Consider the following 26,980-nt stretch of genomic DNA (forward strand, 5'->3'; position numbering starts at 1 on the left):
CGAAACTATAATTGGCATTAAGTGTTTTAAAAATATATTGACTTTAAAAGAATAGTATCAATAAAAAAGCACAGGGAAATTACTTCCTGTGCTTTGGCATTTTATAATTTTTTCACTTTTTCCTCTCGGCCATTCGTTGCATTGATAAAGATGTCATACGTGTCATTACCTAATGTACCTAAAAACTCATAGCATAGAACTTCTTTATTAAAGTCACTTAGCAGAATAGCTAATCTTTCTTCTTGGACTTTTACATTTCGATTGATTTTTTTGCGTGCTTGATCCATTGAGAGCTTAGGCTTTGGAATCGTACGAACATGGTTTGAAGTTACATAATTTTTTGCATTTAATCCGATGACTTGACCATTATCAAGTGCCACTTTTAATTGAATCGCTTCTGGATATATTCTTACTTTATTGACTGTCTTTACGAATTGAAATACACCGATTGTATCGTACTGTGAGCTATCATAAAGTTCCATATCCGTATATTTTCTTGAATCTAAATATTTCTGTCCTTTTTTAGAAGCGTCGTCTAAACTAATTTTTTGTGAACTGATGTCTCTAGTCGTAATAAAGAATAACGGGTATCCACCAGTTTCTGTAATTTCCATATAAGAACTAGCAGTAGGTCGTTTATGTTCCATTGATATTGAAAAAAACGGTTCCGCACTACCATTCATACTTTTATTTACTGCAATATCTTTACTATTTTTAATAGATATAAATGACTTAGCAATTTTGATTGCTTCAGATTCATTAATTTTTTTCCCAGTAAGCTTTTTCAAACCTTTCGATTCTTCTTGACCATTCGAAAATGTAGGACCAAAATCTTGATCCGTCGTAGCTTTCGTTTGTTCAACATGTTTAAAACCATTCATAATAACATTGTCTCGAGGTGCTTTTCGTTGAGCGGACATCGTTTCAACTTCCATCCAACTCAAGTTTTTATTCATAATATTTGTTTGTACGCCACGTAATCCGTTTTGTACACTTTCTGCCTTTTTATAAATACCTTTTAACGTACTATATTCTTGCTCAGTAAGTGGTTCCTTTTCTAAATCTCTAATCGCTGTGCGGTAACTAAAATTACCTACATTCGTAAGGAACGCCTGCGTTTTATCAAATGGTAAAAATTTTAACGGTAATTGAGCAATATTTGATTTAGACTCGATTGATATCCTCCATACATCTGCAAGTTCAGGAGAGAGGGAGGTTCTAGAGTTCATTGCAAGCGTACTACCAATTTTATCGTGTAGTAAGTCGATATCATAAGCTAACTCATTGAATGCACGTTGATAGTTATTTTCAGCCTGTAAATGTGTGTTCTGCAGATTCTTATGTTGTGTATAACCCCAATATCCAGTACCTGCTAGAGCGGCACAAAGTGCGCCAATAATAATTCCATTTCTCATAAATACACCTCACTGCAATTATTTGCAAAAAATATGTTGACCAAGGGTAAGGATTTTAGGACGGTTGCGAATCCATTGATTTGTAGCTGTTTTAGGATTGTAATAGTAAATACAACCTGTTGTAGGATCCCATCCATTAATCGCATCAATAACAGCCTTTTTAGCTACTTCATTAGGAGTTAAGTTAATTTGTCCGTCTGCTACTGCCGTAAATGCACCTGGCTGATAAATAACCCCAGAAATTGAATTTGGAAAAGAGGAGCTAGTTAGACGATTTAATATAACTGCCGCAACTGCTACTTGACCAATATAAGGTTCGCCTCGTGATTCTCCATATACTGCATTGGCCATTAATTTAATATCATTATTTGTATAGCCGCTTGGTGCATTAACAATTGGTTTTTTATTAGGTATGGGATTCGAATTTTTACTAGAATTATTATTATTTTTGTTACTAGTCTTATTAGCTGTACTATTTTTTGTGCCTGCTGCTGTATTTTTATAATTTTTTGTAGCCTTCTGCAATTTTTCCTTTAGTTTTGGACCTGCAATTCCATCAACTTTCATACCAAATTCATTTTGGAATTTTCGAAGTGACCAGTATGTGCCCCAACCAAAAATACCATCGACCTTTCCATTAAAGAAACCAATGAACTTGAGTCGTTCTTGTAATTCTTTTACATCTTGGCCTGTAGAACCCCGACTAAGAACTTGGCTAGTAAATGCATTTACTTCTTTTTTAGGTAGATAAGAATTTACCATTAAAAGTGATAAGCATATTATGCAAAAGATTATGAATGCAGTTTTAACATGAAGTTTTTTTTGCAAAATAAGTCCTCCTTAAAAAACATATAAGCTTACTATTTGTAAAAAATTGTATTTTATTAACAGTTTGAGTAAAAATTGATAAATTTTGCTCAAATATGTCGTGAATAGGTTCAATGGAGCGGTCAAATAGTAAAGATATAAGGAGGAGGTCATATGAAAAAGTCATTTAAATTCATTATGATGGTGATTGTACTATTTTTTGCATTCACTACGATCACGATTGTTAAATCTGAACGTGTTTATGAACCTCCATATGCTAAATGGGGAAAAATCGCGGTTGAAAAAACAAAAGAACGATATCCGGCTTCAGATGTAATAGATTATTTACATATAGGTAGAGAAAGGAAAACAACAAGTATTTCGATTGAAAAATTTAAGCTTTGGTTAAGAGTCAAAGATGGAAGTAGGGAATTTGGGGTATTTGTAAACGTAGAATTCGAGCCAAGCACGGATAGATTTGTAGGTATTACTTATCAAGAAACGGATCGTTAATTGGAAGTAACCTAGATACTGACAACATCACAAATAGATTGTGGTGTTGATTTTTTGTTGAAAAGGGCTCAAATTAGATAGGGGAAGAAAAAAACTTGATGAAAATGGCCAAATTAAAATCGTACAGTAAAAAATATTTGGATAAGAACGTAAAATGCTTGAATGTGTAAATTTTTATTTGCTCAGAAGATGAATTAGAAGGGGGAAGAGGCATGTTTCAAAATTAAATAAATAAGTCTTTAATATGTAAAGACTATAAATAATAAAGGTTTCTGTAGAGTGAATAAATCGAAATCATAACGTTTTAAATTAAAAATGAAACAAAATATCGGATTCGGTAATTAACAAAAGGTTTTACTGCAAAAAAGATCTTTATGTTAAGTGATGAGTTAAAGTTAAATGTATATGATCCGACCAATAAGTATTTTTCGGATATTCTACAAGTTACTGAAATGAATATGAATTATAGTTTAAAACATTGTTTGGGAAAGCCAAATTTTACGAGTTTTCCTGATATTCGGTTTAGACCAATGATATTGCCAGCGTCACTTATGTGTAATATGAATTTGAGTTTAAACCAAGTACTGAGTTATTATTCGAATACTGGTTTATATTACTTATAGCAATTATTTAAATATTCAGCGGTCAAATATGCTAAATAACTAAATAAAAAAGTATTGTAGCTATTAGAAATAAGAGAAACTGATTGGGTTAACGGTGAGACACTAGCAAGTATGGTATGTGATGATGTAATTGAAGAAGCAAAAGAAATTATCACATAAATAGTCAAATTGCTGGAAATCACTCAGATCAGCAGTTTGAAATAAATCAATTGCAATAGATATCAAAAATAAATACCTTACATAGTCGCTTCTAAAATGGATGAAGTTATCTATAAATTCAAATTTATACTAATCAGATAATTCGAAAACGAAATTGAACTGATGATTGAAATAATAAATGAAAACATTATTGGAATGATTAAGTTTAATAATTAAACGAACAAATCGATTGTATGGATTATAAAATAAAAAAATTTATTTGAAAAAATCTAGGTACTAAATTATTGCTTAAATTATTAAATCGATAAAATTGCGTTTTAAATAAAAATGATTGCTTTATAAGTAATTTAGTGAATTCAGTGCAAATATAATGAAATTTTTCGTCTCATCTCAAAACTCTAAGAATACTTAGTTAATGAGATGGTTTTATTAGTTTTACATTCAACTTCCTATAATATATATTATGTAAACTAGAAAAATGAAAAGTAGATCATTATCTAATCAATATCTCTAGTTTAATCTCTTCCTACTCTCTTGTCTGTTGAACCAAACATGTAAACATAGCAGTCACCAAATGTGTATACATGTTTGGTCTATTACTTTTGCGGTGTTGACTATTAAGCAGCCCAAGGGAAAGTCTTCTTCTTGTTCGATTGCCCAATTAAAAATGAATCGGATCGCTGTATCAGTTATTCCACTCTTAATTATTAGCTGGCCAATTTCGAAATAATGTTCCAATGTGTTGACGTAAAAGGTTTGTTTATAAACAAAGGTATCATACATGCTCCCTTTATGAATTCTACAGCTTGTTCCACGCCACCAGTCATTTTCATGCGTCATCATTCTTTTTTAATGATTGTTTTTTCTGTTCTTTTTTCAATTTTTCAGGCGTAACATCATTACCTAAAGGGTCTAATATCGTTAAACCCATAACTGTGCTGTTTACTTGACCACGAATAATTTGAAGATATTCTTGGCGTAATTCTTGACGGTGCTTTAATTCTATTTGTGTTAAACCATCTTCTTTCTGTTTTTTAGCTAATATGTTAATTCGATTTAAAATTTCAATCATTTCTTTCTCCGCCTTTCTTTTTATAAAAGTTCTTGTGCAAGTAATCGATAAGACTGTAGTCTTGCTTCATGACTATGACTGATTGTCCCAATCACTGCTTCATTAATACCAAAATTTTCGTCATGTGCACGTAATGTATTTGCAACATCTTTTGCACTCCCCACTAAGAATCGTTTACGGTTATTCTGTATATGCATCTTATCCATTTCGGTATAAGAATAATTTAATGCGTCCTCAGGAGATAATATTTGAAAAGGCATCCTTTTATCTAAAAATAATAAGTTTAAATCTAAACTAGCTGCATGATATTCAGCTTCTTCATCTGTTTCTGCCACCATCACGAAATAACCAACATTAATTTTAGGGTTTTGCATAAACTCTGATGGAATAAAATTAGTACGATAAGACTCCAACGTTTCGGTTGATAATTGCCCACTAATGAATTGAGCAAACGAATATCCAATACCGAATCGTCCTGCTTGTACAGCGCTGCTGCCACTTGAGCCTAATAGCCAAACTTCAGGTAATGGAGCTCCCAATGGAGTTGCAAGTGTACGATTATATAGATGATCAACAGGCATCGTTTCTGACATAAACATCATCGTTTCTACTAATTTATCGTACTGGTTGAACAGGTTCGGTTGTTTTCCTTCATGTAATGCAAGAGTAGAAAATTGGTCACCACCAGGTGCACGGCCTACACCGAAATCAATTCTATTAGGGTATAAAGTCGTTAATGTTTTAAAAATTTCTGCCATTTTTAATGGCGAGTAATGCATCAGCATGATTCCACCAGAACCAACACGAATTTGGTTTGTCACGGAAGCAATATGGGCAATCAATATTTCAGGTGAAGCACTGGCTAAGTTTGCAGATCCATGATGTTCGGAATACCAAATTCTTTGATATCCTAAACCATCTACTAATTGAGCTAATTCAATCGTATTTTGTATAGTTTCATGAGGAGTCTGTCCATTTGAAACTGGAGTTTGATCCAAAACGCTTAATTTCATTAAAAAACCTTCTTTCGTAGTTATTATAGATACTTAATTTCGATAATTTCAGATTATTTCTTTCTAACTTAATTTAAAAAAAGTTTATAAATCCTGTGACTAAAAACTTATTTTGGATAACGCATTTAGTGTTAGGGGAACATCTTTAACGATGGTGTCCCCCTGCTATACATTGTTAAATAGTTATGTTTAATGTTTTCCATACCAGTAAGTTACTTCATTAACATCTAATTATCCGTTGGTGATCCTACTGCTCGTGATTTACCAACAGCATTCATTAAGCTATTAACTAAATTTTCAATTCTTTAAGGAACTCTTCGCTGCTGTAACCAATCAAAGGTACTGTATTGTATTTTTAAAAATTTCTCATTCCAGCTTCTCTGAATCATTAACTAATCCACTGAACAATATCCTTCATGTCTCTTCTTCCTCTAGGGAATAAATTAGCATCATTTGCTCGGTATCCAAATGCGACCATAGCTGAAACAGCTAAGTAACCATCCTCTAGTAGGTTTTCTTCCGCAAGGAGTTTTTCTACCTTATCGATATAAAAGCCTTCTATTGGACAAGAGTCAATTCCAAGTAATGCTGCCACAGTCATCATATTGGCAAAGGGAAGAAAAGTTTGTCTTTTAGTCCAATCCAACGCTTTTTGCTCACTTTCTAACACATTTAATTGGTTTTCTTGGAAATTTCTTATACTCTCGATTACTTGATCAGAAATTTCAGCTGGGAAACCCGTTACATTAAGCACTTGATTTTTTACATATTCTGAGTCGTACCTTGTATCCTTGCTTGTTCTTGAAAGAATGATAACGAAATGGCTCGCAGTTGGCAGATGACCTTGTGCGCCTGGAGAAATTTCTTTTAGCTTTTCTCTGAATTCCTGATTTTGAACAATGAGGAATTTCCAAGGTTCAAGTCCACATGAGCTCGGCGAAAGTCGGGCTGCTTCTAGAATTACATTAAAGTCTTCCTCTGAGATTTTTTTTGTTGGATCAAAAGTCTTTATAGCACGTCTAAAATTAAACGCATCAAGAATTTCTTGTCTTCTTACTACTTTTTGTGTCATGTTCAAACACTTCCTTCTTAGTTGTTTTATATAAGCTAACCTTTACTAGCATTTCAACAAGTTGACAAATATTAAAGATGTAGAATCCAACATCTTTTTTTTCAGCAACGGATGTTGTATACTCGATTCTAAATTAGAAATCATTAAGTCTCAATCATCAATATCGGTGTTTTATCGCCTAAACAACAAACGAAATAAATTGTTGTCTATTCATAGAAAAGAGAGTGTTAAATATGGAAGAGAAGAAAGTGGATCCACGTATTATACGGACAAGAAGATTGTTAATGGATGCCTTTATAAAAATAGCTCAAAAAAAGGAGTTCAAAGACATTACAATAAAGGACATTACGGAGGAAGCAACCGTAAATCGTGCCACTTTTTATTCTCATTTTCAAGATAAATACGAGTTAATGGATGCTTCCATTACAGAAGAATTATTTGAAAGCATTGTGAAAGACTTCAATCATTACGATCGGTTAAATGAAGAGACTATTGTAAAAATTTTTTATACATTAACTAAGTTTCATACAAAAAAACGTACAGAATATACTTCACAATGTAGAAGAAGTGTGGAATCCTTTTATTCAATAATTGAACAAAAAATAAAAAAAGAACTGGGTGAATTATTTTATTCCCTATTTTTAAAGCAGCAACTTAACTTGGATTCGGAAGCCTTAAAAATTGGTACTACTCTGTTGAGTTGGGGAATTTACGGAGCTTCTGTGGATTGGGAAAATAATAGTTCTCTTTCAGCAGAACAATATATAAAAAAAGCCTTACCTTTTATTGTGACGGAAATAAATAATTTTAAAGGATGATTATTGACCATTTTTTTCACAATATCCAATTATCTTACTAAGCGTTTCTATCCAATCGAGTAATAAAAAAACCGCTGTTTATAAACTTTAACAGCGGTTTTTTATATTTAAAAAAAGATTTACTAGATGTATTTGGGACGTATATTCCAATTTATTGACTTATTAAAGCGTATCCAAACCAAGTATAATCAGCACAATATTAGGTGAAATCAAAATTATAGATAAACATTTCTTTTTATTACTTAGTAAAAAACTACCAAAATTTATGAATGATATATAAATTCATCATAAAAAATTAATTTATCTCGATTTTTAAACTTTAATAAATTTCAGATCGTTCTTTTCATTAAATTCTTCCATAATTTTAGGCATTTCTCCCAATTATCTTCCTGACTAACTTGTTGATATAAGTATTGCTCATAATATATCGTTAATTCGGTCATTTCGCTTGTAGTAAAAAGGGAATCAATATATTTTGCATAAGTTCTTAGTGTTTCGCTTTCGTTACGTTTTAATCCATAACGAGCTAATTGACGTAATAATGTTAGGTAAGCTGATTCTAATCTATTTTCCTTCTTACTAAAACGGTAAATTAGCATGAAAAAGTAAGGGAGCCATTTTCTACGATTTAGATAAATGATTCCTATAACAACAAGGATCAAACCTAGAGAAAGAAAAACCTCTTTCCAATCACTCATACTTGACTGTTTAACCTTATTCCAGAGGCTAGAAAAGACATTTGTTTTTTCAGTTTTCTTTGATTCTTCACCATTTACTTCTAATTCAGGATTCGGTTTATTTTTAATTACATTTGTAGGTAAATCTTGCTGTTGGCTGGTTGATGAATTTTCGTTGTTGTAATTGATATTTAGTTCATTTGAAAATCCTTTGGTAGGTTCAAATGCCACCCAGCCTTGATTGGGTAAATATACCTCAACCCATGAGTGAGCATTGTCACCATTCACTTCGTAAATTTGTTTTGATGAGTCTTCTTTACTGTTTCTAACAAAATTCCCTCCAGTGAATCCTTTAACCCAACGTGTAGGTATCCCTAGTGTTCTAAGCATTACTGCCATCGAAGTTGAAAAATTATTACAATAACCAGTTTTTGTGTTAAATAAAAATTGGTCCACATAATCAACATTCTGACCTGGAAGTGCAACATTCTTTTGATTATAACTGTATTCATCCTTGTCAAAGTAATTCTCTATTGCTTTCGCTTTGTCATACCAATTTGTTTTTCCTGTTGTTATTTGCTGCGCCAGCTCACCTATTCTCTTAGGTAAATTTGCTGGTAATTGAGTATAATTTTGGTAAAAGACAGCATTGATCAAATTTGAATCATGTTTTACTGTTTTGATTAAATCGTTTGCTTTATATCTAGGTATTTCATATTCTACTTCAAAACTGGCTGGAATTTCTGGAATGCTATAATTGAAATAGCTTATTCTGTCAATGGTTGTATCAATTTTGAAAACATTTCGATCGGGTTTAAAAGGTAGAATTTTTACTAATTTTTTAATTCCTTCAGGATACATAATATAGTTATACTGATAGTTATCAAAAATTTTGATTCTTGCTGTTTCAATTTTGGTCTCAATCGCATTTGGATAAGTATTTAACATTACAAAATCTTCTTTTTTCATAGGACGCTGTGTCGATGCAGAATCAACCCAACCTCGACCTGTATAAGTGTCTTTAGTCTCCATTTTCCAATATATACTTTGATTTGATTCATATTGAAAAAGCGGGTTATCATTTCCTTTTATAGGCCCACCTAGTCTTGAATCATCGGTGTCGTATCCACCTGTCTTTGTTCCTCCACCGGAGCCACCATTGTTATCCTGTTTTGATAGTTGGAATGACCAATTTTGGAAAGTCCTGATTGGTGATGGCTTAGGAGCCAAGGATCCAATTAGGACAAAAAGAGTAATCATACTAACGAGTGGAGCCAACCATTTTTTTACATATTCTGAATAATAATGAACTCGTCCCTTTTCCATTAGATTGTCAAAAGTTAAAATACCCATGGTTGTAAAAGCAAGTAAAACTGTTCGAACAATGGCAGTTTTGCCACCGTAGTCGGTAAGCGAATCTAATAGAGAAATATATAGAACTGTCAAAAGGAATAAGAAAAAAATCCACATGCGGTTTAAAAAGAAATTGATGAAATAGACGATTATAGAAAGTGAAAGTAAGAATAAAAATGTCTTGAATTCGTCAGTCAATTCATTCAAGCGGCCTGTTGTAAGCCAAATGATGTTTTCAACTACATGCTTAATGAATATTAATATCCATCTTAAATGAAGGAAACCTATATCGTAATGAAATCGATTAACGAAGATTAAAACTAAGAATATGTTTATAATCCATTGTAGGATTCTTTTTACTTTAAAAAAAGACAATGTAAAAACTATTAAACTGTAAAATATAAAAATATTTATGTGATACGTAGTAGTTAAATGATCAATGGGCCTTATCCATTCCCATAACAATATACAGCCATATGAATACAACAAAAATAAGGTGAAATTACTTTTTATCATCGTAAATCTCCCCCTGTAAAGGCTGCATTAAAATTACCTTCACGTACAATGATTGTTCTCACCCCGCGTGCATTTGCGATTGAAATGAGTGATTTTTCACTTTCTGATACGACCATTGATTCTGCCTTAATGACAAATAGTGTAAATGAGGCTTTTCTATTTTTAATAAAATTAGCTTTTTCGATTAAATTTTTCGACAAGTGGGTCGTTATCAAGATATATGATACATTTTGTTGAATGAAACTGAGATTTTTTTCTATAACCATCTCAATTGGTGAATTATTATTTGCCTCTATTTTAGCAAGATGGTGTAAAAGCTTTTGAAAATGTCCTTCTCCTCCTCTAATTGGAAAGGAATCTCGTTTTTTGTTATTTGTTAAAAGGCCAACTTGAATTCCCTTTTTCAGTACAGTATGTAGAAAAGATGCTGTAAACGAAACGATTGATTCTAATAGTCCATTTTGTGCACAATCCATTATGACAAACAGATCATTAGATTGTAATTCTTCAAACTCTTTTGTCATCATCTTATTTCGTTTCGCGGAGGCTTTCCAATTAATCCAGGAAAACCGGTCTCCAGACTGATATTCTCTTATACCAACAGCCATTGATATATCCCGCTGAAAGTGATGACTCGATATTGATGAACCTTGATTATTTTGATGCTCAAGCGGACGATAATAAAGCTCCGAATACTGAGGGTATACTACGAACTTATTCATAATGGTGAACATTCTTTTCGATTCAAAAATACCAAGAGGATCACCAACCTTAATTGTTAAGGAATTAAAACAGTACTCCCCTCGTGGTAATTTATAAATTGTATAATCAAAAGAACATTCCTTTTTAAAGCCAGTAAGAATCAGTTCCTTTGTATATTTTTGTTGATCAGTAGTATGTATATTATTTGAGTAATTTTCTTCGATTAAAAAATAAAATAATGGTAAAAAATTTGACTTTCTCACGGTTAAAATAACTTTTATTGGATCACCGACCTGGAAAACGTTTTTAGTAAGTTCTCTAGTCACTTTCAGATTTTCCAAAGGATAAAATGATAATGCCACATAGTATAAGATAAAAGGTAGAAAACTATAGAATAAAAACCAACTTACAAATCCTCCTTGTAACAAAGCATTCAAAAATAGTAAGGGTAATAGAAAAAATAACAATAAGAACTTCCTGGCTTTTTTGAGGACACGTAATTGCATTTTCATTATAATTTCACTTTCCTTTGAACGGGTACAGAACTATTTTTAACAATATATTTAATAATTTTTTCAGCGGTAATTCCTTCAAATTTTGTTTCAGAATTTAAAATAATTCTGTGGGATAATACAAATGGCGCTAGATATTGTATATCATCCGGTATAACGTAATCACGTCCATACATGAATGCATATGCTTGTCCCGCTTTCATAAGTGCGATGGAACCTCTTGGACTTGCACCCAAATAAACATTTCCATGCTGTCTTGTACCATTAACAATACTCACTATATATTTCTTAATCGATTCATCGATAAATACATTCTTCATTTCCTTTTGAAGCGAAAGCAAACCATCGATGTCAATGACAGGTTTTAACTCTTCAATTGGAGGGATATTTTGCAACCTATTTAATATTTCTAGTTCTTCATCTATTGTCGGATATCCCATTGTCATCTTTAACAAAAATCGATCTAGCTGTGCTTCAGGAAGTGGATATGTCCCTTCATATTCAATTGGATTTTGTGTCGCCATAACGAAAAAGGGCTTGGCTAGCTCATAGGTTGTCCCATCAATTGTTATACTTGCTTCCTCCAAACCTTCTAATAGTGCAGACTGTGTTTTTGGAGATGTTCGGTTAATTTCATCAGCAAGGATAATATTCCCCATTAAAGGTCCTGGATGGAACTGAAACTCCATCTCTTTTGGATTATAAATTGAAACCCCTGTTACATCTGAAGGCAACAAGTCTGGGGTAAATTGAATTCTACGGAAATTTGCATTAACGGATTTAGCAAGTGCTTTTACCATCATTGTTTTCCCAACACCTGGAACATCTTCTAATAAAACATGCCCTCCTGCAAGAAGGGCTACCAAACTTAGTTCGACTTCATTTCTTTTTCCAATTATTACATTTTCGATATTTATAATGATATTTTTGATTTCAGGATGCATTTTTTCGTAGACCACGTTTTTGCTCCTCCTTTAAGTGTAGTAGTTTGATAAAATAATAACCTTTTATTTCATCGTTCGATTCCGACTTGGGATAATGTTCAAGGAGTATTTAAAAAATAATTAGTTACTTTAAATCCTTCTTTATTGACAGACATCTTCAATAAAACAATTGGAATAAATATAAATCGTTTCATTATAGGTGGTTAGAAGCAAAATAATCACTTAACTTCAGTTTTACAATACAAGGTAATTTAAAAGTACAATTTTCATACTCCAAATAATGATCATGCTGACTATGGGAATCACTATCTAAATTATAGTATAATTTCAAAAAAATTTCGATAATTTAAAATATTTTTTATGGGAAATAATTCCAATTTAGAGGGATATTATTTCTATAAAAAAAGATGACTCATTTGTTGAGTCATCTTTTTCATATTTATTCGATGTTAAAATATTAATTCAATTTGTTAATTAAGATTTTTATTAAGAAAAATATTTACATGTTCTGCAAATATTTCTGGATATTGGAAAAGAAATCCATGACCAGAATCCGGATAAATAATCAGTTGAGAATTCGGAATTCGTTGAGAGATAATATAAGAATTAACGGTAGGAATCATGATATCGCGATTTCCGTTGGCCACGAGCACGGGCTGCTTGATTTCTCCCAGTCGATCGAAGGTTGAGATCGTTCTCCATTCCCCAGCACCTTTGATTTGGGCTTGCACCGATTCCGGTTTTACAAGCGGCGCTCTTGATTCTTTTCTTCTGGCAAGACGCTCTAAATACGCTAAACCTGCCGCTTTGCTCGTCTCGCTTTGCTCAAAGAACAAGTACAAGAAATCTTCGGGTTCGTTAACCGGCTTGAACGCAACTTGAAATACTTCAGGTTTTCCGGCTTCCGTGCCTTCCCCGGTTCCTCCCCCCGTACCTGCCAAAATCAAGCGACGGACCAAATCCGGATGCTCTAACGCCACGATTTGAGCAATGTAACCGCCCATTGAAAATCCCAACAAGTCGACTTGTTTAAGTCCTAACGCTCGAATGAAAGCATATGCGTATTTCGCCGTTCCAAAGAACGACTCCGGTGTCTCTCCCGATGATAATCCTATGCCCGCGCTATCGAACAGGATGATCGTCCGTTCTCTTGCCAGTGCATTGATGAGAGCAGGATCCCAATCGTCTATCGTGCCTCTGAAACGTTGGCAGAAAACGAGCGGAACATCCGATGGTTTACCGAAAGTCCGATAAGCGAACCGAATACCATCCGCTTCTAAATAAGATGTTTCTACTGTTTCTGCAGTGAAAGTATTAAATTTTTGTTCTAAATTTTTCATTTTATACCATCCTCATAGTTTATTATTTATTTATTAATCTCTGAGTTTGTATTTAAACGTTGAATTTCCTTTAATATATAGGTTGAAGTCGTTGAATGCTGTACTTCATGTATTGTTACAAACCCTAAAATATCCCCAATAGTTTCAAACGTAGTATCACGAATCAAAAATGGATCTTTCAGCTTCTCATCTAATTTACCCGTAAAGGTTGAATTTATATCGTCTAATTGTATTTTTAGTAGTTGAATCAATTCAACTTTTGAAGGTGGAGATATAGTCCAGTCTGAAGGTTTTGTTCCGCCTTTAAAAAGTTCATTGAATCCATCAGGTAGCCTTGATGAACCCGTAATTCGTTTGAAAAGCATGCTATCCATAATCGTAATGAAATGACCTATATTCCACCTAATTGTGTTATTAAACTGGATCGGCTGTATATCATAATACTCTTCTGACATAGACTCAAATTTTCGTATATTATTTAAACGTACATAGTTTGCAGTTTTCAATATGGTATTCGAGCTCATGATAGCCCTCCTTATTTTTGTATTTTATCTAATAGAAAGAGCTATATTTATAAACTATCATTGAATTTCTTAAATACTAAAACTGCATTATGTCCACCGAATCCGAATCCATTTGAAATCGCATAGTTTACTTCTGCATGAACTGGATAGTTTGGAACATAATCTAGATCACATTCTTCATCTGGATATTCATAGTTAATTGTAGGTGGAATTGTATTTTCCAAAATACTTTTAAGAGTGATGATTGCTTCAATTCCACCAGCAGCTCCAAATAAGTGCCCTGTCATAGATTTAGTTGAACTTACTTTCAGTTTATATGCATGGTCACCAAAAACACTTTTAATTGCTTTCGTTTCAGATTTGTCACCTTCAGGTGTGCTCGTGCCATGAGCATTAATGTAATCGACATCTATTGGTTGGATCTGTGCCATATTCAATGCGAGATTCATTGCTCGTTCTGCTCCATGAAAGTCAGGGGAAGTAATATGGTAGGCATCAGTTGTTGATCCATAACCTATGATTTCACCTAAAATAGTTGCCCCTCTTTTTTTAGCATGCTCATATTCCTCAAGCAACAAAATTCCTGCTCCTTCCGACATAACAAAACCATCTCTTTTTTTGTCAAATGGTCTGCTGGCAGTCTCGGGTGAATCATTATTAGTTGACATTGCTTTCATCCTAGAGAAACCAGCATAAGCTAAAGGACTGATGGAAGCTTCAGATCCTCCTGCCAAAATGGCGTCAGAATATCCGTGCCGAATATTAAGAAAGGCTTCTCCAATTGCATGATTGCCAGTTGCACAGGCAGATACAGGTGAAAAACTTGTTCCTTTGAATCCTGTTTTGATTGAAACGATTCCTACAGCCATATTGCTGATCATCATTGGTGCCATGAAAGGAGATACTTTTCTTGCTCCTTTTTCTAAAAGCATATTATGATTTTCTAGTACAGTGTCTAATCCACCAATTCCTGAGCCAATAAATACTCCTAATCGATTAGGATCTGTTTTTTCGAGGTCTAGTCTTGCTTGATCTAATGCTTGTTTGACTGCAATATACGCATATTGAACAAATTTATCGTATTTACCTAATTCTTTTTTATCAAAATATTCTTCAGGAAAAAGTTTTTCGATATGACCACCAATTTTTGAACTTATATCTTCATAACCCTCGAACTCAACCTTTTTAATGCCAGATTTTGCAGCCTTGATATTTTTCCATAATGTTTCTACATCATTACCTAATGGTGATACTACACCATAACCAGTTATTACAACCCTGCGATTCATAAAGATCCTCCTTGAATAATTCTAGAGATTTTGCCATTGTTATCTATTTTTTGCAATTTCACCTTTAAGCGTCATGCATGTAGAACTTGCTTTCGCAATCAATGACTTTTTTTCATCATATATTGAGCAATCAATAAAACCGATGTTGCTGCCTTTTTTGATTACAACCGCATGGGCTTTTAAAGTTGTCTGCCATATAGGTTTTAAATAATTTATTTTTAATTCAACAGTTGTAAAGGATTCACTTTCATTTAATAAGGTAGCATAAGCAACTCCCATTGCTGCATCCGCCAAGTCACAAAGTATGCCACCATGAACGGTTCCCATTGGATTGAAATGGTCTTCTTTTGTCTCAAGTTGAAATACAGTCTCTCCTCTTTTAATCTCTATTGGATAAAAGCCTATTAATTTTGCAACAGGAGGAACAGAAATTTCCTTCTGTGAATTTAATTTAATGGTATTCTTCATTAAAATTCCCCTTTCAGTATAAAATATTATTTAAATACATAAACCTAAAATGAAAATAAAGAATTGATAATAGCAAAGTCACAAATTATTATGCAATTCACTTCTCTAAATACATTCAACTAAAAGAACCGAACGGTCTGTTTTTGTTTCAAAAAAATATGGAAATCGCAATTAGAAAAGAATTTCTATTAATTGCATATTTACCATATCTAAATAATTTTTATCTTTGTATAAACGACTAAGGGCTAATGCTCCTTCTAATGAAGACAGAATGAAAACGGCCATCTTTTCTGGATCTATGTCTCTTCCGATTTCATTTCGATTCTTTCCATGAATGATAATCGTTCTAATAAGTTTGATTAAGCCAGTAAATCCTTCTTTTATTGTATCCTCGAATTCAATAGTTGAATCATCAGCTTCTATTGCTGCATTCATCAACGGGCATCCACCTATGACAATTTCATCTTGAGACAAAGTACTAAAAACGCTAATAAATGCTTTAAATTGGTCATAAGCAGAATCTTTTGATGCAACTGCTTCTTTATAATTTTCTTTAAGAGTATTTAAAGAATGAGCAAACGAAGCTTCGGCCAATGTATCTTTATTTTCAAAATGATTATAAATACCACCCTTTTTTAAACCAGTGGCAGTCATTATATCAGAGATAGATGTCGATTTATATCCATGTTTATTGAATAATGTAGAAGATTTCTCAATGATGTATTTTTTAGTTCGTTCACCTTTATTCATTTACTACTTACCTCCTTTTTTCAAAAAAGAACAATTGGTCTGTTTTGATTTAAACATATTATTATAAGTATTGTCAATCTAACATTAACGTATTTTCAATACATTTAGAAAGATATGTAAAAATCTCATCTATAAAATTTTGGCAAAGTCATAACAATATGAAATGGTAAAACTCCAATAGCAAATGCTTTAAATAATTTATAAGAATTCTTTTCTCATAAGAGTATATAAAATTATCAAAAAACAGGCGGCTTATCATTTTTAGCAAGCTGCCTGTTTTTTATCAAAGAGAATAGGTACTCCTTGTATTTATTTCAAAATATTTAAAGCTTCTTTCGTAAATGAATGAAGTTCTTCGGTGTTATCTTCACGAATTTTTGCTACCCAAGCCGGATCTCCTAGTAGTGCTCGTCCTACGGCTACTAGATCAAACTCTTCTCGCTCAAGACGGTCGATCAGATTATCAATATCTGCCGGTTGTCCACCCTTACCTTCTGTGAATAAGGTCATCATCTCAGAATCCAAACCAACTGATCCGACTGTAATTGCTGGTTTACCAGTAATTTTACGAGCCCAGCCAGCCAGGTTAAGGTCTGATTCCTCGAACTCTGGCTCCCAGAATCGTCTTGTTGAAGCATGGAAAATATCTACACCAGCCTCAGACAAAGGTTCTAAGAAAAGTTTCAATTCATCGGAAGTCTTTGCTAGTTTGAAATTATAGTCGGTAAGTTTCCATTGAGAAAATCGGAAAATAATAGTGAAGTTAGGACCAACAGCTTGACGCACGGCTTTGATTACTTCTACAGCAAAACGTGTGCGACTTACTAAATCACCACCATATTCATCTGTACGCTTATTTGTTACTTCCCAGAAGAACTGGTCTATAAGGTATCCATGCGCGCCATGTATTTCCACTGCATCAAACCCAAGCTTCTTAGCATTAGAGGCAGCAGTTGCGTAAGCTTGAATAAGTTCTTGAATCTCTTCAACGCTTAACGGTTCAGATACCTTTTCACCAGTTAAACTGATACCTGATGGACCGATTGGATTGACATCTGAATCAGGAAAATTTTTCTTTTCGCGCGCCATACCAGTGTGCCAAATCTGTGGAGCAATTTTTCCTCCAGCCTCATGTACTTCTTTAACAACTTGCGCCCATCCGTTTAGAGCTTCTTCACCATAAAAATGCGGAACATTATGTTCTGCTCCAGCTGCAGGATGCTCAATTAGTGTACCTTCAGTGATAATTAAACCAACACCGTTTTCAGCTCGTCGTCGATAATATTCAGCTACATTGGATCCTGGAATCCCATTCGGTGAAAACTTACGAGTCATTGGTGCCATAACAAATCGATTTTCAAGCTTCAATTCTCCAATTTCAAATGAGGTAAATAATGGTTTAACAGATTTTCTTGATTTCATAAAATTCTCTCCTTTTTAAACAAATAAAATAATTGGTTAATCAAAAGTAGTCACTTTTGACATAGTTACTCGTTCCATCTATTTAATTTAGAAATGCCTGTTGTAATGACTCTAAGCCGCCTCTATTGAGTCCATGGCACAGACTTATCCCCTCAAAGAGAAGAGCTTAAATAAATAGACTAGTGATTACAGTTGACTGGATTAAGGTCAGTATCAGTATTAACACTTACAATCTATTTTCATTCACTGAGGTGAATCGTAGTTTTTTGCGATTCGTGGTTGGCTAATGCATGAGTTAGTTGATTGTTAAATATTTAATATAAAGTGTCTGAAAAATAATCCAACTACAAGGAGTAGGAGACCTATTCTAACAACACTTTTTATTGGAGTATGTTTAAATTTTTTTTGTAAACGATTGAAGTCCTTTAAGACAACAAACAAGATATAAATAGTGATAACAGATAAAAAAATTCCTTTTTCTATTAATTACTTTTCCTCCAAAATGTCAAACATAATTTAGACTCTCAATATTTCTTGTAACATTCCTTATTAAACTGCCATTTAGCACTATAAAAAATAGACTACCGTGGCAGCCCATCGTGTCGTGTTGAACTAACGCTTGCGTTAGTTGTTTAGGAATCTCTAATTTTAGTAATTTACTTGCTTATTACAGCCTTATTTTAAGCCATTTATTCATTTGGATAATCGTTTTATACTGGTTTATTTGCTGAATTAATCACATTTGTCGGGGTATTTTAGCCATATTCATTATTAAAAATGACTAATACCTTATTCAACATAAATTAAAAGGTCTTTCCAGTAAATCATCAATATTTTTTAAAATTAATCAGGTTTACGTTCATTATTTTCATTTATTATAGATGTTACAATGTGTAGTGAATCCCATTCTCCACTTGAAAATTTTATAATTGGGTATTTTTTTGGAAATAGCTTATTACGGATAACTTCAGCTGAATTCCCTTCTTTTTGTAAAGTTAATACTTTATGTTTAATAGATAATAGATAGTCTCGTTTACGTTCAAGTGCTGCGCGACCATCTTCTACAAACCCTACATGGTTGCAAAATACATCTTGAAAATCATAAGTTAATACTCTCTCTAATGAGTTAATAATTGAAGGGATACATTCTTCTGCTAACACGACTTTTGTCCGGTCACTTACAAATAAATCTCCCGTAAATAATTGACCTGTCTCCTGATTTAATAATGCTTTATGATCAAAAGCATGACCAGGTGTATCGATTACTTTCCATGTCGCATTTCTGGATGTAAACGTTTCAGGGATAGCCTTAGCATGAAACGGCTTTCTTCTCCCCCAAAATAGTTGCCTATATAAAGGATAATCTGCACGTCGTGCGCAATAATCTATTGCTTTTTCACTTAAATAAATTGGTAGATTCTTAGTTTTTTCAATATAAGCAGCACAACCTGAATGATCTTCATGAGAATGAGTGATCATTACTTGATCAAAATCTGCTTGGTCAATAAAAGATTCGAAATATCTATGTAAGGACTGCGATCCTGTATCAATTAATACACCATCCACTAAATAACTGTAAACATTTAATGAAATACTTAGATATTTAACTTCACCATTCAAGTAGGAGACGCCATTTTTCTCTCCTAAGTATGATTTTTTCTTTAAAAACATCACTTTTCATCTCCTTTGTATTAAACTATTATTTACATTCAATTAGTCATCTGTAGTTACGGTATGTATAATACGTAGAAAATCCAGACTACAGTTACCGCATTTTCATATTTATAAATATTCTGATTTCGAATTTATCATATAAATGAATGAATAACCACTCATTTTTATGATCCTAGTAATTTAATTATCTTTTATATCAAATTTATTTACTTACTCATCATAGCTATACTCTTTTCTTTTAAGATATACTGCTTTTCGTAAACTTAATTGTAAATAAATATACGCACAAACAATTGATAGAACCACAATGATTGTTAGTCCCCAATAAATATTACTGTACGCCTGACCAATTGAAAAATTCTTCTGCCAATTAAGAGCACTTGCTGTCGTCGCAACTCCTAATGCTCCACTAAAAAATTGTAATAATTGGAACAGGCCTAGCCCAGATCCAATTTGAGTTGGTTGTAATATTTTAGACATTTCATTTGAAATACTACTTGAAAGGATTGTGATACTTACGCTCATTACCATGTAAATTCCCATGATTGCAAAGTAAGAAACCCCTTCAAATAATGCAAACATTAGGACCGAAGCTAAAAGTAATAGCGGAATATGCTTAATTAGCGCATTGTTTCCGTTCGTATCGATGAACCAGCCGATCTTTTTTGAAACAATCATAGCTAGGAATGATCCTGGGAATATGACCAACCCGGCTTGTATTGCACTTAAACTATATTGGTTGACTAGTATTTGTGGCATTAAAAATAATGTTGCAAAGCTAGTCATATAAGCCGAGATCCCCACTGCTCCTAGAACAAGGTAAGAACGATTTAAAAATAATGAAGGTAATACAAATGGTTCCTTGGCAGTGCGTATACGAATAATAAACAATGAAATTGCGATTAAACCATTAACTAGAGCAGTTAAAGAATGATTTGTTAAGAATAAAAGTAAACCAGTAATTCCAACCCCAATAAACAGTGCACCAAAAACGTCAAATGATCCTTTTCTTGAGGCTTCATTTGGAATAAGCTTGATAAAAAGTGGTACTAAAAATAATGTGATAGCTGTCACGATAAATAATGATTTCCATCCTATATATTCAACGATTGCTCCACCCACAACAGGACCTAGACCAAACCCAAGTGATACAGAAGATAAAATTAATGCCATTGCCCTACCACGTCGCTCAAGTGGTACATAACGTGTGATTAAAACTAAGGATAATGCTGGAAATGACCCCGCACCTGAAGCTTGAATAATACGGACAATTAATAGCATTATGAAGCTATTACTAAATATTCCAGCAATTGCTGCAAAACTCAGTGATAATAATCCTAATACAAAAAGTCTTCTGATTGGTACAAAATCTGCAAGTCGACTATATGTGATAGATGAAATAGCAAATACAATTGAATAACCTGTCACAATCCATGATGTTGAAGAAGCTGATAGTTGGTAATCCCTAGCTACATCAGGTAAAGCTAAATTAAACATCGTCGTATTCATAATGACTAATACGATTGCAATGCCAAGCAACAACGTAACTATTCCTTCATTTAACTGAGATTGCTTAGCACTTTTATTCAATTGATTATTTGATTTCATTTTATTAATTTCCTCCAATTTTATTAAATTTACATATTTAGAACGAACATTCATATAAAGGAAAAAGAGCAGCAACTTTATTGACTGCTCTTTTTATTTCTTCGCATTTTTATTTACCTTTTTTAATTTCAATCAAAGTTAATACCATTTCCTCATCACATTTATCTAGATACTAAGTAACTTGTTATTTCTTATGACAATTTTAATATTAGAAATTACTTCAGACTAGTATCTTTACAGCTATGATTTACGAACGAACATTCTCGAAATTTCAAAAAAAGAAAGCTAAATTAGTAAAATGCATTTCCTCGCAAAGTGCCATAAAAAATTCTAACTGATTCAATTCCATGTATTTCACAAACTTTGTAATATTCTCCTCTGTATATGGAACCGTACAATATCAACTCTTATAACCTAACAACCACTATAAGACAAGATCATCTCTAAAATTTACTGAAATTTAATCAAATGTTTCAATTTAATTAGGTTTAACTATTACTGGAATAATAATTTTAATTCCATCATATTCCGCAATGATTACAGCGGCTCCTACGGACCTCGTTAGGATCTTATGATCAGCGGTCACTTCCGCTACTTCCGTATTGGAACTAAACCATTTTACATCAGCTGAAACGTCTTTTATCGTTCCATCGCTTGACATAGCATTAATGACTATATCATTTGTTGAACCTGTTGAATTTACTATATAACCAGCCGAGGAGCTTATCCCCCTAGTAAATGTAGGATACTTTGATACAACTTCAACATCGATTGTCTTTGACATTCCAAAAACAGTAGCAGTTATTTTCGTTTTTCCTAGAGAGTGAGCAATGATATGTCCATCAGCAGAAATCGTTGCAACCGATTCGTCCGCCACCGTAAATTTTGCTTTGCTATTAAGATTATAACAATCACAATTTCCATCTCTGCCATGATGACCAAAGAAGCCATTAATTGAGATGTCAGTGGACTTTTTAGGTTCTAACATTACATTGCTAGTTGTCCATTTATTGTTTTCAGCCCAATATAAATCTACAGGTTTAGTGTTTCTTACCCAAATAGCATCTCTCAAACCATAATAATTGAACCAGATGTATGCTTCACCAACGCCGACCCATGTAATGACTCCGTTCTGGTCAACAGTTGCTACACTTTCGTCGGAAGATTCCCATTTCCCTTCTGTATCAACCTGAACTATATTATGATCTGTATATTCAGCAAACGCGTTCGCATCAATAGTTCCTTCTTCAGGGTGTAATATCATCCCATTGCTAGTATTAGTTATCGCTTCTACTATATTTCCGGCTTCAGGCTGTATTATCATCCCCGCGCTAACAATTCCTACTAAATTTACTGGTCCAGCTGGATCTTGTACTTTTACTGGAATTTTAATAGAAGAGAAACCTGCTATTGTTGCACTAACCGTCGTTTTTCCAGTTTTCATTCCAATAAATTTCCCGTCGTTAACACTTACAACTGTAGGATCCTCTGTTGTCCATTGAATTGACTTCGTTATTTCTCTTTGAGTTCCATCATTGTATTGAGCAAAAAAATGTACTGGATATAGCTTATCTTTTTGAACAACAATATCCAATGAGGAAGCAAGCAAGGACTCAATTTTTAAATCTTTTATTGACGCATCATTCCCAGAAAGAATTGAAACATTCAAGATTTTTGTGCTTGTTCCGTAATCGATAAGTACCTGCGTTGTTCCTGCTGCTACTGCTGTAAGGACCCCATTCTTAACTGTAACTTTGTCCGGGTCTAATGTAGTGAATCTTGAGTCTGATGTGACGTCAGCAGTTGACCCATCCTTATATTTTGCTTTTACAGAGAACGAATGCGTGTGCTCAGATAATCTAAAGGTAATATCATTTTCACTAGGAATCAGATCAACAATTTTATTTGCAAAATCTTTAGAAGGTTCATTTGAAACGACAATTGAAACCTGCTTTGAGTATCCAGAGCTATCTACGGTAATAATTGTTGTACCAGTGCCTACAGCTGTAAGCAGGCCATCCTTATTTACTTTAACAACATCAGGATTAGATGATTTATATACCGCATATGAACTCGAATTTGATCTGTCTGAATAGGTCGTTTTTACCTCTAATTGCTGCTGTTGATTTACTACCATATTTTTCATATCTGGTGTAACAGAAATTGATTCAGGGTTTGGAGCCTGCTTCTGACCGTCTTTATCCGTGACTGCCACCGGGATATCTACAAAGTAACGAAAATCATTATAGATAGCATGCAAGACAGTTGTGCCACTTAATTGACCAATAACTTTTGAATCACCACCATATTTTCGGGAAACTGAAGCTACGTGGAAATTGTCGGAGTACAATTCAACGGAATCTGTTACATCCTCAGTACTCCCATCACTATAAATCGCATTTATTTTAATAGGCGTTTCTTCACCTATTCCTAAAGAGAGGTTTGGTTGAGAAGCTGTCAAACCAATAACTCTAGGAGTTGTAAGCTTATTGGTAACAGTAACCTCAATTTTAACTGGAGGAAGAACATCTGAACGATAGGAAGCTGTCACAAACGTTTTACCTGTCTTACCTCCAATGATATATCCTGAATCAGTAACCGTTGCAATGCTGTTATCTTCGACTGTCCATTTGACATCATTTGGATTTACATTTTCAACTAAAGTCATACCACCTTCTGATATTCCATTAGTGAATACTTCGGTTAAATTAACGGGCCAATTTTGTCCTGGCATTAGTTCAACTGTAGGTTCATCAGTTAAAAGCTTTGTAGGCTTAACAATATTAACCTGTACAGCACCAACCAACTTATCATATTTAAAATAAATATATGCTTGGCCGATTCCAACTGGAGTTATTTGACCATCTTTACTTACCGTAGCTACATTTCGATCTGACGTTGACCAACTTCCTAAAGAAGTAACCTCTTTATTCCCCAGCATGGGGTTCTTTGTAGTGGCACTTACTTGAACCGACTTATCAGAGGTTTCTAACCTCAACATGTCAGCCGACAGGTACAGCCCCGTTACATTTTCAGGAATATCTCTTATCGAAGCAAAGAAATTTATTTGTGGAAAATTTGCGTAAGTTACTTTCATTGAAACATTACCTGGTGAAATTCCTTTTAATACACCTTTTTCAACCAATGCAATTGAAGGATCTTTTGATTCCCATTTAGCTGATTTCGTTACATCTTTCATTGAACCATCACTATAAAGCGCTTTCAAAGTGATAGGACGCTCTTGCCCTTCATTTATGTATGTAACTTGATTTGCCTCTAAAACAAGCGATACAATTTTTTTCTCTTTTGAAGGATTTGACATTTGACTTAAAACAAGAGCATCTTTAGCAACATTTACTATAACGTTTAAAACTGCATTACCAAGATTGAATTGTACATTTGTAGTCCCAACATTTACAGCCGTTAGCTTTCCATTTGCAACTGTTACAACTTTTTCATCTAATGATGTCCATTTTCCTTCCGTTGTAACATCTGCCTTAGTACCATCCTTATATTCTGCTTCAGCCTTTATATCGTAGTGACTTTGAGAAAGGGTGAATGAGACTGTTGATTCACTTGGACTGAGTTTTACAATCTCCTTCGAAGGTGGATTTTTTGTTACATTTACTGACTTTTCAGTTGAGGCAAAAACCAAACTACTAAATAGAGACATGAATAAAGTTAGTACGAGCGTTAATGAAGTAATTCTTTTTGTCATCTTTGTTCTCATTTGTTAACCTCCATATTTTTTTTATATTAATCAGCCTGTAAATAAAGGCTGATAATATCCACAGAACGAATCATTAACTTAGTACTCATTGCAGTTTGTTTCTATTTTTCAACATAGTCTAATGTTTTCTTAAACATCACCTTTAACATAAATTGCATTTTAGGATAGAGGCATTAAACCATTAATAAAAAACAGGAAAATTTAGACTTTTCAAAATGTTAAGGTAATTATATGGTGAACTATTTTTTTAGTAAATGACATTCTCGTTATCATAATGATTCATTTTAGTTATCGATATAAAAAGAATGAGGCAAGATTATAGGAGGAAAATCAATATAAATTACAAAATATTAGGGTACACTAGTTTAACAACGACAAGTAAATATACACATATATAGTAATAGACCCATTGAGTTAAATCTAACTTTGGGCTAACAGTTTTATCATTTAATTAGAATGTTTTCTTACCATGCAATTACTTTTTTGATAAAATGTTTTTCCTTAAAAAAGTCTATGTAATTTGTCAGATCCTAATTGGTGTTGTAGGTATTGAACTATCGCTTGGGATAGTTCAATACCTACTTTTACTTTTTATTCATTTTTATAAATGATGTGTCCTTATTTTTCTTCATCTAAGGGAATAGTTATTGTTCAAACAATTGTGGGTAAATCTCTTTTACACCGCCAGCGAAATTTTTCTGAACCATTCGGCTCATATTGTCTGCTAGAATTTCAAAGCTATTTGCTTCTAAACCGTCGATAGCAATCTTTGCAATTTCAGCAGGGTTTGATTTTGGTGCCTTAATATTTGCTGTCATGTCTGTGTCCATATATGCTACATGTAACCCAGAAACAAGAATATTTTTAGGTGCTAGTTCCAGTCGGAGCGAATTCGACAAACTCCATTCTGCCGACTTTGCTGCTGAATATGCCCCCACTCCGTTCACGCTCAGCCAAGATAGAACAGAGAGAATATTTAGGATTGTTCCTCCGCCATTTTTCTAAATAATCGGTGCAAAAGCACGTATCATTGAGAGAGTGCCGAAAAAATGAGTTTCCATTTCCGAACGAATTTTATTAATATCACCATCTAGCAAATCAGCTCCAGTGCTTGATCCAGCATTATTGATTAATAAAGTTACATCCTTTGCAATCTCGGCTGCCGTAGAAATTGACTTTTCATCTGTAATGTCTATCTTTAGTGGGATGACTCCAGGAAGATCAATCAAATCTGGTTTTCTAACTCCTGCATAAACCTTAACTCCTCTCGCAAGAAGTTCCTCTGCAAGATGACGACCAAGGCCACGATTTGCTCCTGTAATTAGTGCTATTTGTTTTGGAATTTCCATATACCTAAACACCCCATTTTGTATTTTTTTAAACATCTGTTTTATAATTCGAATCATTAAGTTGTAAAAACATTTGAGAATAATCATTCTTAAATTCACAAAAAAATTTAGTATTCTTATTTGAATCTCCTTTTTCCATTAGGAGATTTATAACATATTTACGCTCCTTGATTTGGTATGGATGGACTGGAAGTATTTTGTTTAAATCTAACTGAATACAACAATACATAAACGACAATCAAGGAAGAAAACAGATTTAGCACGATAAGAGAAATGTTTAAATTGAAAATTTGAGTAAGTGCTCCAACAAAAACAGGAGGCACAATAAACCCTATATACGCACACATCCAGAAAGCCGAAATCACACGTGGTTTCGCTTCAGGTACAGGCAGTTGCCCTGCAAAAAATAGTGCATTTTGGAAAGTCCATCCACCACCAAGTGCTTGTATGAATATACTGATCCATAATAATGGTAAACTTGCTATAAAACCAGATGTAACAATCAACCAAGAACCAATAACTAAAAGCAAGATCCCCCATCTAATACGTGTAACAGGTTGAGAAGGTCTAGGAATAAACTGTGCGAATGCACCACCACCTAATAGAATTAAAAAGATCAAACCAGAAATA

Annotated in this window: 19 protein-coding genes and 2 pseudogenes; 2 read left to right on the forward strand and 19 right to left on the reverse strand. The window is 33.4% G+C overall.

Features of this window, described 5'->3' with window-relative positions; all coding sequences use genetic code 11:
- Positions 1 to 101 precede the first annotated feature (101 nt).
- On the reverse strand, positions 102 to 1,415 hold the full coding sequence (ypeB, locus tag B7R65_RS14050; protein WP_088043418.1) for a germination protein YpeB: 1,314 nt from the start codon (positions 1,413 to 1,415) through the stop codon (positions 102 to 104).
- 18 nt (positions 1,416 to 1,433) lie between these two features.
- On the reverse strand, positions 1,434 to 2,177 hold the full coding sequence (gene sleB, locus B7R65_RS14055) for a spore cortex-lytic enzyme (RefSeq protein WP_088043445.1): 744 nt from the start codon (positions 2,175 to 2,177) through the stop codon (positions 1,434 to 1,436).
- Positions 2,178 to 2,396: 219 nt separating this feature from the next.
- Between sleB and B7R65_RS14060 the strand changes: the two genes are divergently transcribed.
- Positions 2,397 to 2,735, forward strand: coding sequence for a DUF3889 domain-containing protein (locus B7R65_RS14060; protein WP_088043419.1), 339 nt, complete (start codon positions 2,397 to 2,399; stop codon positions 2,733 to 2,735).
- A gap of 1,611 nt (positions 2,736 to 4,346) precedes the next feature.
- On the opposite strand, the gene B7R65_RS14065 is transcribed toward B7R65_RS14060, so the two are convergent.
- The 3 genes from B7R65_RS14065 to B7R65_RS14075 all read right to left on the reverse strand — a co-directional run bounded on the left by B7R65_RS14065 (position 4,347) and on the right by B7R65_RS14075 (position 6,674).
- Positions 4,347 to 4,589 carry a DUF896 domain-containing protein gene (locus B7R65_RS14065; protein WP_088043420.1) on the reverse strand — a complete coding sequence of 81 codons (243 nt, stop codon included), beginning with the start codon at positions 4,587 to 4,589 and terminating at the stop codon, positions 4,347 to 4,349.
- A 20-nt stretch (positions 4,590 to 4,609) separates the two neighbouring features.
- On the reverse strand, positions 4,610 to 5,602 hold the full coding sequence (locus tag B7R65_RS14070; protein WP_088043421.1) for an LLM class flavin-dependent oxidoreductase: 993 nt from the start codon (positions 5,600 to 5,602) through the stop codon (positions 4,610 to 4,612).
- A 388-nt stretch (positions 5,603 to 5,990) separates the two neighbouring features.
- A complete protein-coding gene (locus B7R65_RS14075) occupies positions 5,991 to 6,674 on the reverse strand; it encodes an NAD(P)H-dependent oxidoreductase (protein WP_088043422.1) in 684 nt (227 codons plus the stop codon).
- Between the two features lie 233 nt (positions 6,675 to 6,907).
- Here B7R65_RS14075 and B7R65_RS14080 point away from each other — a divergent pair, with 233 nt between their 5' ends.
- Entirely contained in the window at positions 6,908 to 7,492 is a 585-nt protein-coding gene (locus B7R65_RS14080) for a TetR/AcrR family transcriptional regulator (RefSeq protein WP_088043423.1), read from the forward strand.
- A 329-nt stretch (positions 7,493 to 7,821) separates the two neighbouring features.
- Here B7R65_RS14080 and B7R65_RS14085 read toward each other — a convergent pair whose 3' ends face one another.
- The 14 genes and pseudogenes from B7R65_RS14085 to B7R65_RS14150 form a co-directional block, all read right to left on the reverse strand.
- Positions 7,822 to 10,038, reverse strand: a complete 2,217-nt coding sequence (locus B7R65_RS14085) for a DUF4129 domain-containing transglutaminase family protein (protein WP_088043424.1) — start codon at positions 10,036 to 10,038, stop codon at positions 7,822 to 7,824.
- Positions 10,035 to 11,066: a DUF58 domain-containing protein gene (locus B7R65_RS14090; RefSeq protein WP_256941315.1), complete on the reverse strand. Its 1,032-nt coding sequence runs from the start codon at positions 11,064 to 11,066 to the stop codon at positions 10,035 to 10,037. The genes B7R65_RS14085 and B7R65_RS14090 overlap by 4 nt, the downstream gene beginning before the upstream one ends.
- Before the next feature lie 185 nt (positions 11,067 to 11,251).
- On the reverse strand, positions 11,252 to 12,211 hold the full coding sequence (locus B7R65_RS14095) for an AAA family ATPase (protein WP_373419585.1): 960 nt from the start codon (positions 12,209 to 12,211) through the stop codon (positions 11,252 to 11,254).
- A 455-nt stretch (positions 12,212 to 12,666) separates the two neighbouring features.
- Positions 12,667 to 13,536 carry an alpha/beta fold hydrolase gene (locus tag B7R65_RS14100; protein ID WP_088043426.1) on the reverse strand — a complete coding sequence of 290 codons (870 nt, stop codon included), beginning with the start codon at positions 13,534 to 13,536 and terminating at the stop codon, positions 12,667 to 12,669.
- A 26-nt stretch (positions 13,537 to 13,562) separates the two neighbouring features.
- Positions 13,563 to 14,060 carry a DinB family protein gene (locus tag B7R65_RS14105; RefSeq protein WP_088043427.1) on the reverse strand — a complete coding sequence of 166 codons (498 nt, stop codon included), beginning with the start codon at positions 14,058 to 14,060 and terminating at the stop codon, positions 13,563 to 13,565.
- Positions 14,061 to 14,107: 47 nt separating this feature from the next.
- The gene (gene fabF / locus B7R65_RS14110; protein ID WP_088043428.1) at positions 14,108 to 15,349 is read right to left on the reverse strand and encodes a beta-ketoacyl-ACP synthase II; all 1,242 of its coding nucleotides are present in this window, start codon (positions 15,347 to 15,349) and stop codon (positions 14,108 to 14,110) included.
- Between the two features lie 39 nt (positions 15,350 to 15,388).
- Positions 15,389 to 15,817 carry a PaaI family thioesterase gene (locus tag B7R65_RS14115; RefSeq protein ID WP_088043429.1) on the reverse strand — a complete coding sequence of 143 codons (429 nt, stop codon included), beginning with the start codon at positions 15,815 to 15,817 and terminating at the stop codon, positions 15,389 to 15,391.
- Positions 15,818 to 15,988: 171 nt separating this feature from the next.
- Entirely contained in the window at positions 15,989 to 16,567 is a 579-nt protein-coding gene (locus B7R65_RS14120) for a TetR/AcrR family transcriptional regulator (protein WP_088043430.1), read from the reverse strand.
- Between the two features lie 309 nt (positions 16,568 to 16,876).
- A complete protein-coding gene (locus B7R65_RS14125; protein WP_088043431.1) occupies positions 16,877 to 17,989 on the reverse strand; it encodes an NADH:flavin oxidoreductase in 1,113 nt (370 codons plus the stop codon).
- A gap of 843 nt (positions 17,990 to 18,832) precedes the next feature.
- Entirely contained in the window at positions 18,833 to 19,660 is an 828-nt protein-coding gene (locus tag B7R65_RS14130; RefSeq protein WP_088043432.1) for an MBL fold metallo-hydrolase, read from the reverse strand.
- 213 nt (positions 19,661 to 19,873) lie between these two features.
- Positions 19,874 to 21,271 carry an MFS transporter gene (locus B7R65_RS14135; protein ID WP_088043433.1) on the reverse strand — a complete coding sequence of 466 codons (1,398 nt, stop codon included), beginning with the start codon at positions 21,269 to 21,271 and terminating at the stop codon, positions 19,874 to 19,876.
- 478 nt (positions 21,272 to 21,749) lie between these two features.
- Positions 21,750 to 25,001 (reverse strand): Ig-like domain-containing protein, encoded by a 3,252-nt coding sequence (locus B7R65_RS14140; RefSeq protein WP_088043434.1) that lies wholly within the window; start codon positions 24,999 to 25,001, stop codon positions 21,750 to 21,752.
- Positions 25,002 to 25,645: 644 nt separating this feature from the next.
- Positions 25,646 to 26,437: pseudogene (locus B7R65_RS14145) on the reverse strand (SDR family oxidoreductase).
- A gap of 71 nt (positions 26,438 to 26,508) precedes the next feature.
- Positions 26,509 to 26,980, reverse strand: a pseudogene (locus tag B7R65_RS14150) (MFS transporter); the annotation flags it as partial.

The sequence above is a fragment of the Bacillus sp. EAC genome (assembly GCF_002156875.1).
GTDB lineage: Bacteria > Bacillota > Bacilli > Bacillales > Bacillaceae_G > Gottfriedia.

Excerpts from the sequence above, each read along its gene's own strand:
- B7R65_RS14080 (WP_088043423.1), top strand. The coding sequence starts at position 6,908 with ATGGAAGAGAAGAAAGTGGATCCACGTATTATACGGACAAGAAGATTG.
- B7R65_RS14125 (WP_088043431.1), bottom strand. The coding sequence starts at position 17,989 with ATGAAATCAAGAAAATCTGTTAAACCATTATTTACCTCATTTGAAATT.
- B7R65_RS14065 (WP_088043420.1), bottom strand. The coding sequence starts at position 4,589 with ATGATTGAAATTTTAAATCGAATTAACATATTAGCTAAAAAACAGAAA.
- B7R65_RS14120 (WP_088043430.1), bottom strand. The coding sequence starts at position 16,567 with ATGAATAAAGGTGAACGAACTAAAAAATACATCATTGAGAAATCTTCT.
- sleB (WP_088043445.1), bottom strand. The coding sequence starts at position 2,177 with ATGGTAAATTCTTATCTACCTAAAAAAGAAGTAAATGCATTTACTAGC.
- fabF (WP_088043428.1), bottom strand. The coding sequence starts at position 15,349 with ATGAATCGCAGGGTTGTAATAACTGGTTATGGTGTAGTATCACCATTA.
- B7R65_RS14075 (WP_088043422.1), bottom strand. The coding sequence starts at position 6,674 with ATGACACAAAAAGTAGTAAGAAGACAAGAAATTCTTGATGCGTTTAAT.
- B7R65_RS14070 (WP_088043421.1), bottom strand. The coding sequence starts at position 5,602 with ATGAAATTAAGCGTTTTGGATCAAACTCCAGTTTCAAATGGACAGACT.
- B7R65_RS14105 (WP_088043427.1), bottom strand. The coding sequence starts at position 14,060 with ATGAGCTCGAATACCATATTGAAAACTGCAAACTATGTACGTTTAAAT.
- B7R65_RS14130 (WP_088043432.1), bottom strand. The coding sequence starts at position 19,660 with ATGTTTTTAAAGAAAAAATCATACTTAGGAGAGAAAAATGGCGTCTCC.
- B7R65_RS14060 (WP_088043419.1), top strand. The coding sequence starts at position 2,397 with ATGAAAAAGTCATTTAAATTCATTATGATGGTGATTGTACTATTTTTT.
- ypeB (WP_088043418.1), bottom strand. The coding sequence starts at position 1,415 with ATGAGAAATGGAATTATTATTGGCGCACTTTGTGCCGCTCTAGCAGGT.
- B7R65_RS14100 (WP_088043426.1), bottom strand. The coding sequence starts at position 13,536 with ATGAAAAATTTAGAACAAAAATTTAATACTTTCACTGCAGAAACAGTA.
- B7R65_RS14140 (WP_088043434.1), bottom strand. The coding sequence starts at position 25,001 with ATGAGAACAAAGATGACAAAAAGAATTACTTCATTAACGCTCGTACTA.
- B7R65_RS14085 (WP_088043424.1), bottom strand. The coding sequence starts at position 10,038 with ATGATAAAAAGTAATTTCACCTTATTTTTGTTGTATTCATATGGCTGT.
- B7R65_RS14115 (WP_088043429.1), bottom strand. The coding sequence starts at position 15,817 with ATGAAGAATACCATTAAATTAAATTCACAGAAGGAAATTTCTGTTCCT.
- B7R65_RS14135 (WP_088043433.1), bottom strand. The coding sequence starts at position 21,271 with ATGAAATCAAATAATCAATTGAATAAAAGTGCTAAGCAATCTCAGTTA.